The following is a 10290-nucleotide window of genomic DNA, read 5'->3' as shown; positions in this document are numbered from 1 at the left end:
TCAGATTCGTAGAATCTGGGATTTATTTTTTTGCACAAAAATGAGCTGCACACTAATTATTTAGTGCGACAGCCCCTCAATGAAAATTATATTTTTTTATAAATTAATAAACAGTTATTTTAAAATTATGCTTATGGATTAATGAAGCTTTAAATAGTATATTTAATGTTTCAACTGCATAATCTCCAAGAAATTCCTTGCTATAATCGAAGTTTATCCATTCAATATTAATTGGTAATGAAATATCACCAGTAAGACAGTCCCATAAAGCATCTAAATTTTTTCCATAGTAATCAGGAAGTTTAAATTTTTCTTTTAGAGCTGCATGTAATTCACTTTTATTTGTATATTTGGTGCCATCTAGTATAATTTTATTCATTTTTTCTCCTAATACTTTATAAATTTATATTAATAATATTGTGTAAATGTTTGATAATGATTAGTTGTACCATATATTAATCCATCATTTGAGTAAACAATTCTATCTGCACCTCTATGCCCACCATTGTAATTAATATCACATTCATGCCAAACTCTTTTTTTTGCTGTTGGTAGAATCTTTTCAGAATTTGTAAAAATATCACCACCAATGCTCATGCCATATGCATAATCCCATAAATCTTCTCCAGGTCTCCAACCTAGGCTTTGAGCTTTAGCTTTTGTTATGAAATTGCTTGGCAACTTACCGTATTTGTGAATATAATCTGCTACCCCTTGAAAATCATTAATTGCTACTGAAGTTAAAGTACTTTCTATATTTTGTGAGTAAGCATTAGCTACTTTATCATAAGTTGCAGTAAATAGTGAAGTGAATAGAATAGTGATAAGTAAAAATAAATTCAATTTTTTAATAAGTTTTTTCATTTCTAAAACATCCTCCCTTAAAATAGTTTAATAAAATGTACATTTACAACACTAATATATAGAATATAATGGAATATTACAATAGTTTTGGTTAAATTTAACACCTAGTTAAATAAAATCTATCATTCTTAAGAAAATTTTAATATAAGATACTTTAATAAAGTTTTTTATAGAATTTACTTAAAAACTTTAAATTATAACTTACATAACAATATTTATGGAGTGTTAGCCTTGTTTGTATATTCTGTATATGACTCTGGAATTACAATTGATCCTTCTTTCAATGTATAATTTGTATTATTTATAGGATTTTTATTGTTGATTAAATTCATTGCAATATTATAAAAGGCCTCAGAGACCATTCTTGTATCTTGAATAAGAGTACCAGTCATATAGCCTTTATCAATTAAATCTTTTGCTTCTTTTAGTCCATCAATTCCAACAACTGCTATAGTTTTATTTTTATCCCCTGTATTATATCCATATTTCTGGAGTGATTCAATAGCACCTATAGCCATAGCATCATTATTTGCAATTATGGCTTCTATTTTGCCATCATATCCAAGAAATAAGTTATTAATAGCATCTTTTGCTAATTCTTTAAACCAATTAGCATTTACTTGTGCAAGTTCTTCTGTTTTTATTCCAGCATTGTTTAGTGCTAAGAGAGCATCTTTTGATCTTTCAATAGTATATGGACTAGTAGGTTCACCCTTTAACAAAATATACTGTAGAATGTCATCATGATTTCGATCTATGGTGTTTTTATTAGAATTCCATGCATCAACAAGAATTTTACCTTGTAAATTGCCTTCGCCACTTGATGTTGAATATAAAAAAACATCTTTATCATAATATTTAGAAACCTTTGATACTACGTCAGGAGGAACTTCCATAAACATTATTGGAACATTTTTGGGTTGAATATCAGAAATGACATCTTTTATAATTGATTCACGTACATCAACTAAATCTAATATAAATAAATCAACATTACTTTTAAGAAGAGAATTTATTGTTGCGTTCTGAATAACTATATTATTTTTTCCATCATAAAAAGTAAACTTAACTTTATCTGAATTTTCCTTTTGGATATCCTCTAAACTTTGTTTAACTTCCAATAGGTAGAGATCTTCAAAACTATGTAATAATACTGCAATATTTGCTATTTTTCTATTATTAACATTTATTTTTGAACTAGCAAATGTATTAATTTGATTAGTACTTGTTAATGCAAAAATAATAAGTATAACTTGAATTAATACTATTATTTTTCGTAATATTTTCATTAATAATCCTCCAATTCATATAAATGTTCTTAATATTAGATTGTGTATAAATATAAAATTTATTCTAAGCTAAATTTATGTCTTAAGGTATGATTATTAAATTTTAATCTGATTTTAATCTTTCTTATATTTTAGATTAATTTTCTCAAAGTATTATATAACCAAGATAAGTTAAGAAAAAATTTTGGAGGATGATATAAATGGAAAGAAATGAAATGATTAAAGTTTTAATGGAGAAAGCAAAAATAAGTCATGAGGAAGCAGAGGAAACATTGAAAAAAAATGATTGGGATCTTTTAGATTCTATAATTTACTTAGAAAGAAAAGGTAAGATTGAGAATAATCAAACTACTACTATTGTAGAAGTAGGACAAACAAGTAAAGAAGAGAATAAAAAAGAAAGTGATAAAAATAAATGTGGTGGGGTTGGAACTGTTATTGGTAGAATATTTAAGTTTATAGGGAAAGTTATAAAAAAAGGGAACAACCATCATTTTGAAATATCAAAAGAAAATGAAAAGCCAATAAGAATAACATTAACAATATCAGTGCTTCTATTTATAATTGCCTTTTGGGCTGTTTCAATACTATTAATAGTTGGATTATTCTGTGGATATAAGTATTCTATAACTGGTTCTAATATTAATACAGATAAAGTTAATGATATTTTGGGTAAAGCTTCAAAATCAGCAGATAACATTAAAGATGATTTTAAAAAAGGATACAATGACTAAAACTAGTTTATATATATAAAAAAGAGGTTTTGATAATTAATTCAAAGCCTCTTTTTAATAAGCATATAGATGAATATACTAGTTTTGTTATATAATTAAAATAATAATGAAAACTAACATATTAATTAAATGCTTTAATGAATGATTATGGAGGAGAACAAATGATTAAAAAGAAATTAATAATGATTACATGCTGTTTGGTGTTGGGGGTAAATATGATAAGTGGTTGTAGTAATACAGAATCCCAAAATCAAAATAAGGAAGTAGAACAAGTTCAAACAAATAAGAAAGATGAAATGGTTGCAGATATTGAAGAGGACATTACATCACATGATATGGTAAAAGTCACTTCAGAAGAAGCTCAAAATAAAATAGGAGCAAATTATATTAATTTTAAAAATATACCTGAAGGGTTTAAAGAGTATGGAGTATATATGAATAGCAAAAGTACTGAACCTACAATAGAACATGTATGGTATAATCCTGATAAACTTGAACTACTTACTGTGACTCAAGTAAAACAGTCTACACCTCAAAAAGATAATGAGGAGAATGAAATGATTTTTACAGATACAGCTGAGGATGGAAAGCCAATAAGTGATTATTATTCTTGGGCAAAAAATAAATGTTCATGGGGATTTACTAAAAATGATGTTTATGTTTATGGCTTTATGCTAGTTAATGATTCAAACAATGAAGAAGAATATAAGAAAATATTAACATCATTAAAGCAGTAGATTAAAGTGGTGTAATTTTCATAATAGGCAGGAGGAAGACTTATGGAAAATTATAAGCTTGTAGATAAACTAAAAAATGAGGCCAATATAAGTTTTGAAGAAGCAAAATATGCTTTAGAACAAGCAAATTGGGATATTCTAGATGCATTTGTTTATCTAGAACAAATAGGGAAAATTAAAAAACCTTCTATAAGTACCTTCTACACTAATGAAAATAAGGAAAGTCATAAAAAGAGTGAAACAATCAATTATGAAGAGAAAAAGAATAAGTATAATAACGAAAAAAAGGGTAATACTTCTGAAGGAATTTTTGAAACAGTATGTAAGATAATAGATACAGGAAATAATATTTTATTTGAAGTAAAAAGGGAAAGTATAACAGTGCTTAGACTTCCAATAACAGTGATTATACTATTATTGATATTTGGATTTTATATAGTTATTCCATTGTTTATAGTTAGTCTTTTCTTTGATATAGAGTTTGCTCTATCAGGAAAATGGAGAGAATTAAATAATATTAACAAAGGTCTTAAGCTGTTATCAGTGAATATAAAAAAGGTAAAAGAGATGTTTAAAAAGGGGAATGGTAATGGTTAAAATTTTAATTGTTGAAGATGAAGAGAAAATTTTGAGGTTTTTAGAACTAGAGTTATTACATGAAGGTTATGAAATATTAAAAGCAGATAATGGAAGGTTAGGTCTTGAAATAGCAGAGTCTGGAGAAGCAGACTTAATGCTTCTTGATATAATGATTCCAGAGATAAATGGATTGGAAGTGCTTCGTAGACTTAGGAAATCCTCAGATTTACCTGTTATAATGCTTACTGCAAGGGATGCCGTTATGGATAAGGTGTCAGGACTTGATGCAGGAGCTGATGATTATATAACAAAACCATTTGCAATAGAAGAATTATTAGCAAGAATAAGAACAGCATTAAAAAAGAGAACTGTTACAAAAAAAATAGATACAGATATATTGAGTTGTGGGTTATTGACATTAGATAAAAAAAGACATGAAGTAATATACAATGAAACAAAAATAACTCTAACAAATAGGGAATTTACTCTGTTAAAAATCTTATTGGAAAATAAAAATATAGTACTAAGTAGAGATATATTAATGGAAAAGGTATGTGGATATGACTATATTGGAGAAACTAATGTAATAGATGTATATATAAGATACTTAAGGACAAAAATAGATGATTTCTTTAATACAAAGATAATATCCACTGTTCGTGGAGTAGGATATGTTATAAAAGATGAGTAAGAAGAATCAAACTAAAAAAGTTACATCTATTGCAATAAGACTTAATGCTACTTTTGTAAGTAAGTTATTTTTTAAATTTTTTTGGCTTGATATATTTTTATTATTCTTTCTAATTGCATATTGGTGTATTGATGGAGAAGTTAACTTTTATGGTCAATTTATAATGGAGGCTCAAAGAAATTTTAACTTTTTCCCTATAGAAGGTGCTACCTATACAGTAGTTTGGGATAATGGGCAAACTATGGTTAAAGAGGCAAGTAGCTTTTTATATATGGTTCAAAAAATCATAATAGCACTAGGTATTATAGAGGGATTATCAGTATTTAAAGAAATTATCTTTGGAACAATTAAAATAAGAAAAACTTTAAAACCACTTGATGAAATAGCTAAAACTGCAAGTAGGCTTAGTGATATGACATTTGATGAAGAGAAATTTCAAAATCTTGAAGATGCCATCTCTAAAATTAGTCCTGCAATTTCAGATGAAAAAATTTATACTGGGGACAGTGAACTTCATGGATTGGAAGAGGCAATAAACAATCTTTTAGAAAGAATGAGAGATTCCTATAGGCAGCAAGCTAGGTTTGTTTCAGATGCATCCCATGAGCTTAGAACTCCTATTTCAGTGATACAAGGTTATGCTAATATGCTAGATCGTTGGGGAAAAGAAGATGAAAATGTACTAAATGAATCTATTACAGCCATAAAAAGTGAATCAGAAAATATGAAAAACTTAGTAGAACAATTACTGTTTTTAGCAAGAGGAACTAATGGGAAAACTCAGATTAATTCCAAAGAATTCTTACTAAATGAAATGATGTATGAAGTCTTAGAAGAGTCTAAGATGATAGATAATAGGCATAAATATGAATACAAGATTTCACATGAAGTAAAAGTCTATGGAGATATAGCTTTACTTAAGCAAGCAGCCAGAATACTTATTGAAAATGCAGCAAAATACACAGAGGAAAATGAATCTATAATACTAAAAGCAGGTATGAATGAAAAAGGAAACCCATACTTTTCAGTTCAGGATAATGGTATAGGAATGGATGAATGTGATATACCACATATATTTGAAAGGTTCTTTAGAGCAGATACAGCAAGAGTAAGAAAAAACGGTGGTACTGGACTTGGACTTTCTATAGCCAAATGGATTGTAGATGGACATAAAGGATATTTTTCTGTATTAAGTAGAAAAGGCATTGGTACTAGGATAACTATTTATTTGCCACAAGATTATATGTAGTTTATAAAGCATAAGGAGGAAAGTTATGGAGAGTGAGAAGGTTCCATGTAAAACAGAAGGATGTAATGCTAAAATTCTAGAGATAACAGCTAAAAAGACAGGTGGTTATTGCTATCCTTGCTATAGAAAAATAGAAGCTAGAGAGAGAGAAGAGTATATTCGGAAAAATAGAAAAGATGTAAATTTATATGAAGGTATAATAGAACCAATTGAGATAATAAAAATTATGCATTCTGATAAAAAATATAATCCATTAATAAGATATATTCCATATGAGAAGACTCTTGAAGAAATGTATAATCTTATATCAGATGAAAATATAGAAGAGTTAAAAGAGTATTCAATGGAATTATATGATAGTGGTAATGATACATGGGAGAATATATTACTAAATCTACTATGTTTAAGAGATGCCAATATAGATGAATGCTTAAAAGTCTTAGTGAGAGATGAGTGTTATTATCCGCAAGAGTTATTTAAAGGTGCATCAAAAGAAGTAAGAGATTTGATACTTAATCAACTTGAATTAGAAGAAAACAAAACAGATATTAATCACATTTTAATGGCGCTAGCATGGATTGGTGATGATAAAGTAGTTGAAATATTTAATAATTGGAAAAAACAAGAACCTAATTTTAGTAAAGTATTATATGTACCAGCACATGAATATTCTTATGAAGCAGGATGGAAATTAGATTCTAATGGAAATAAAAGAGATCTGTTTTTTAAAGAGTGTTATGGAGTAAAAGTTGGCCAACATAAGAAAGAAGATTCTGTTAGTTTTATAGAAAAGCATAATGGCAAATGTAAATGGTGTGGAAGAAACTTGAATTCACTTCTAAAAGTAGATTTAAATGATGAGAAGATGAAATTTTTGGAGATAGAAGGAAAGACATTAAATTTAGTAACTTGTGATAATTGTGCATGTTATGGGAATGTATATATGGATGTAGATTTTTATGGAAGGTCTAGATGGAGTAGCTATAATATTACTCCAGAGTATTTACCTAAAGATATAGACTTAGAAGATTATGATTATGATAAAAGTATATGCATAGAAGATGAAATAAAAAACAAGAATTATGGAATAAGCCAATTTGTTGAAGGATATAAAAGTAAAATTGGTGGACTTCCAACTTGGATTCAAGATGCTGAATATCCAAAATGCCCAAAGTGTGGAGAAGATATGATATTTATAGGACAAGTATCTATGGAAGATGTTATGGAATATGGAGAAGGAATATATTATGGATTCTTGTGTAAGGAATGTAAGATAACAGGAACTGCATATCAACAAACATAAAATAACAATTTTCTTTGAAGGTATACTAAAAAGTGTACCTTCATCATTTAAAATTCAATTCATTAAATTTATTCAAGTATTCACGTTGTCCACCTTTTTTCACCATAATCCAATCTGGTTCAAGGTTAGTTCTAATTTTTTTAAGTAATGTTGCCAAGTTTTTTTGCTCTTCATCAGATAGGTTTTCAAGTGCAACTTTATTAGAAAACATCTCTTCTTCATGTAAGATTTTATATAATCTTTCCCCTTTTTCTGTAGGAAATAAAAGAAGTACTTTCTTATTATCAGGATTACCTTTTTTTATTATAAATTCAGATTGTTCAAGTTTTTGAATAGCTCTAGAAGCTGTTGCACGGTCAACCTTCAACATTTCAGCAACACGTTCCTGAATAATTCCTGGATTTTCACAAATTCTAACTAAATATGAGTATTGACCTTTTGCTAAATTAAATTGTTTAAACTCAACATTACTAAGTGAATCTAAACAACGATATATATTACCTATTTCTCTTAATATTTCTTTCATTGGTGACTCCTTTATTCTTTATAATTAATTTATATCATAAAAATATTGCATATGCAACAATTACATGATATATTATTGCATATGCAATATTTAAAACTTAAGGATTATTATATTGTTAAATTACATTAAGATATTATTTAAATTAAGAGAGAGGGATTACTAATGAAATTATCTATAAAAAAATGTACTATTAATGATGATCTTTATAGTCTTCGTGAAGTATCATACAATACATTTAATGAAACATTTAAAGATGTAAATACACCAGAGGATATGAATGATTACTTAGAAAAAGCTTTTGATATAAATAAAATAAGTGAAGAGTTATCAAATTCAAATTCACAATTTTATTTTCTTTATGAAAATGAAGAATTGGCTGGATATATAAAAATCAATGATACAGAAGCTCAAACAGAAATAAATGATTCACAGGCTCTTGAAATAGAAAGAATTTATGTACTTAAAGAATTCCATAGTAAAGGGTTAGGGAGTATTCTTCTAAATAAAGCAATTGAAATAGCAAAAGAATTAAAGAAATCTTACATATGGCTTGGTGTATGGGAAGAAAATCATAAAGCTCTTCAGTTTTATAAAAGAAATGGTTTCTATAAAATTGGACAACATTCATTTTTTATGGGTGATGATGAGCAAATAGATTTTATAATGAAAAAAGATATATAAATTCAAGATAAATCTAAAGAATGAAAAAAAGAACGATGGAACTTTATATCAGATACTAGTTAAGCATGGTATAAGAAATTTTTATATACAATAGCATAAGCTAATATTGATAATCTCAAAAAATTATTGTAACAAATTTTCAGCTTTTATCTTATCTTGATCTATGTGATCTTTAGTATCAGTATTTTTTAAGAAATAAATATTGAATAGTATAAGTACAGGAAAGATAATAGCAATAAATAATCCAGCTTTAAGGGCAACCTGAGTAATATTTTCACCTGTAAAAAATCTTTGAATATGCAACTTATTAGAACTAATAAGTGCATTAGAGACAAATCCAACAATACTTGGACCAGCAGCACATCCAATATCTCCACCTAAAGCTAATAGTCCAAACATTGTATTGCCCCCTGATGGATAAGTTTTAGCTGATAAGCTTAATGTTACAGGCCATAAGACACCAATAGATAAGCCAGTAAGAGCACAACCAAACAGAGATATTATAGGAATTGGAGAAAGTGATACTAATAAATAACTAAAGATGCATAAAATACTAGAATAAAAAATTAATTTTTTTAAGTCTATGTTATGACCTTTTTTGCTATAAAATAAACGTGTTAATCCCATGAAAAATGCAAATGCACATGGTCCAAGTAAATCTCCTAGTGTTTTGGAAACCCCAAGTCCAAGCTCAGAAAATAAAGATGACCATTTAGACATAGCTTGTTCAGCTGCTCCTGAGCAAATCATTAATACAAATAAAAGCCAAAAAACTTTTAATGAAAGCAGCTTTTTTATTGGAATTTGTTCACTTTTTTCTACAAGTGCTTTAATAGGAACATTTATAAAGAAGAATGTATTAAAAATAGGTACAATTGCCCAAAGTATAAGTAGGTATTTCCAATAAGTTATCCCAATTATAGTAAAAAATAATGTAGATAACAGAACGACTCCCATATAACCCCAACAATAAAAAGAATGTAATATGCTCATAGCGCTTGTTTTTTCATCACCGGGTAGAGCTTCTACAATAGGACTAACCATTACTTCAATAAAGCCTCCACCAATAGAATTTAAGACAATTCCAATTGATAGACCTATAAATGGATCAATATAAAAAGGAAGAAAACCAATACTAAGTAGTCCACCTATACAACATAAATTTGCTAGTGTAAGAGAAATACGATATCCAAAGATATCAACAAATTTTGATGCTAAAATATCTACAACAATTTGAATACAAAATCCCATTGTTAGTAGAAGAGTTATTCTTTCAAGTGAAATGTTAAACTGATTTTGAAAAATAGTAAATAAAAGAGTAGGAAGATTTCCTACAATAGCCTGAGTAATATAGCCTATGAAGCATGCATAAAGTGTATGTTTATAGTTTAATCTCATTTTTTCTCTCCTAAGAAATAAATATTTTCAAATATGTAATCTAAATACCTTCTTGATGAAGTTAAAAACATACTATAATTATATCATCAAGTTATAAAAAATGGTAAATATGTATTGTTTTTTTGATTAATAATAGCTATTGTTATATTTTTCATTTGGACTATTATTAAAACTCCTGCAGAAATAGGTTCAAAAAAATTAATTATTGAATTATTATTAAAAATAATTGACACTAAATA

General features: G+C 27.4%; 12 protein-coding genes. 7 read left to right on the top strand and 5 right to left on the bottom strand.

Going from position 1 to position 10290, the window contains the following annotated elements; all coding sequences use genetic code 11:
* Positions 1–103: 103 nt before the first annotated feature.
* From NNC19_RS03480 to NNC19_RS03470, 3 genes are all read right to left on the bottom strand, one after another.
* The gene (locus NNC19_RS03480; RefSeq protein WP_310937216.1) at positions 104–379 is read right to left on the bottom strand and encodes a barstar family protein; all 276 of its coding nucleotides are present in this window, start codon (positions 377–379) and stop codon (positions 104–106) included.
* Between the two features lie 29 nt (positions 380–408).
* On the bottom strand, positions 409–864 hold the full coding sequence (locus NNC19_RS03475; protein WP_310937215.1) for a ribonuclease domain-containing protein: 456 nt from the start codon (positions 862–864) through the stop codon (positions 409–411).
* A 215-nt stretch (positions 865–1079) separates the two neighbouring features.
* Complete coding sequence (locus NNC19_RS03470) at positions 1080–2153, bottom strand: substrate-binding domain-containing protein (RefSeq protein WP_310937214.1); 1074 nt, start codon at positions 2151–2153, stop codon at positions 1080–1082.
* A gap of 200 nt (positions 2154–2353) precedes the next feature.
* Here NNC19_RS03470 and NNC19_RS03465 point away from each other — a divergent pair, with 200 nt between their 5' ends.
* From NNC19_RS03465 to NNC19_RS03440, 6 genes are all read left to right on the top strand, one after another.
* Positions 2354–2887 carry a DUF4342 domain-containing protein gene (locus NNC19_RS03465; RefSeq protein WP_310937213.1) on the top strand — a complete coding sequence of 178 codons (534 nt, stop codon included), beginning with the start codon at positions 2354–2356 and terminating at the stop codon, positions 2885–2887.
* Positions 2888–3048: 161 nt separating this feature from the next.
* Positions 3049–3624, top strand: coding sequence for a hypothetical protein (locus NNC19_RS03460; protein WP_310937212.1), 576 nt, complete (start codon positions 3049–3051; stop codon positions 3622–3624).
* 42 nt (positions 3625–3666) lie between these two features.
* Positions 3667–4221, top strand: a complete 555-nt coding sequence (locus tag NNC19_RS03455) for a ubiquitin (protein ID WP_310937211.1) — start codon at positions 3667–3669, stop codon at positions 4219–4221.
* Positions 4214–4894 carry a response regulator transcription factor gene (locus NNC19_RS03450; protein WP_310937210.1) on the top strand — a complete coding sequence of 227 codons (681 nt, stop codon included), beginning with the start codon at positions 4214–4216 and terminating at the stop codon, positions 4892–4894. The genes NNC19_RS03455 and NNC19_RS03450 overlap by 8 nt, the downstream gene beginning before the upstream one ends.
* Positions 4887–6143, top strand: a complete 1257-nt coding sequence (locus tag NNC19_RS03445) for an ATP-binding protein (protein WP_310937209.1) — start codon at positions 4887–4889, stop codon at positions 6141–6143. The genes NNC19_RS03450 and NNC19_RS03445 overlap by 8 nt, the downstream gene beginning before the upstream one ends.
* 25 nt (positions 6144–6168) lie before the next feature.
* Positions 6169–7446, top strand: a complete 1278-nt coding sequence (locus NNC19_RS03440; RefSeq protein ID WP_310937208.1) for a hypothetical protein — start codon at positions 6169–6171, stop codon at positions 7444–7446.
* Positions 7447–7489: 43 nt separating this feature from the next.
* Here NNC19_RS03440 and NNC19_RS03435 read toward each other — a convergent pair whose 3' ends face one another.
* On the bottom strand, positions 7490–7972 hold the full coding sequence (locus NNC19_RS03435; protein WP_310937207.1) for a MarR family transcriptional regulator: 483 nt from the start codon (positions 7970–7972) through the stop codon (positions 7490–7492).
* A 162-nt stretch (positions 7973–8134) separates the two neighbouring features.
* Here NNC19_RS03435 and NNC19_RS03430 point away from each other — a divergent pair, with 162 nt between their 5' ends.
* Positions 8135–8653, top strand: a complete 519-nt coding sequence (locus tag NNC19_RS03430; protein WP_310937206.1) for a GNAT family N-acetyltransferase — start codon at positions 8135–8137, stop codon at positions 8651–8653.
* Between the two features lie 123 nt (positions 8654–8776).
* Here the strand turns inward: NNC19_RS03430 and NNC19_RS03425 are convergent, their stop codons facing one another.
* On the bottom strand, positions 8777–10051 hold the full coding sequence (locus NNC19_RS03425; protein ID WP_310937205.1) for an MFS transporter: 1275 nt from the start codon (positions 10049–10051) through the stop codon (positions 8777–8779).
* Positions 10052–10290 lie beyond the last annotated feature (239 nt).

Source organism: Clostridium sp. SHJSY1 (assembly GCF_031626875.1).
Classification (GTDB): Bacteria; Bacillota; Clostridia; order Clostridiales; family Clostridiaceae; genus Clostridium.
This window is presented reverse-complemented; position numbering and strand designations above follow the sequence as displayed.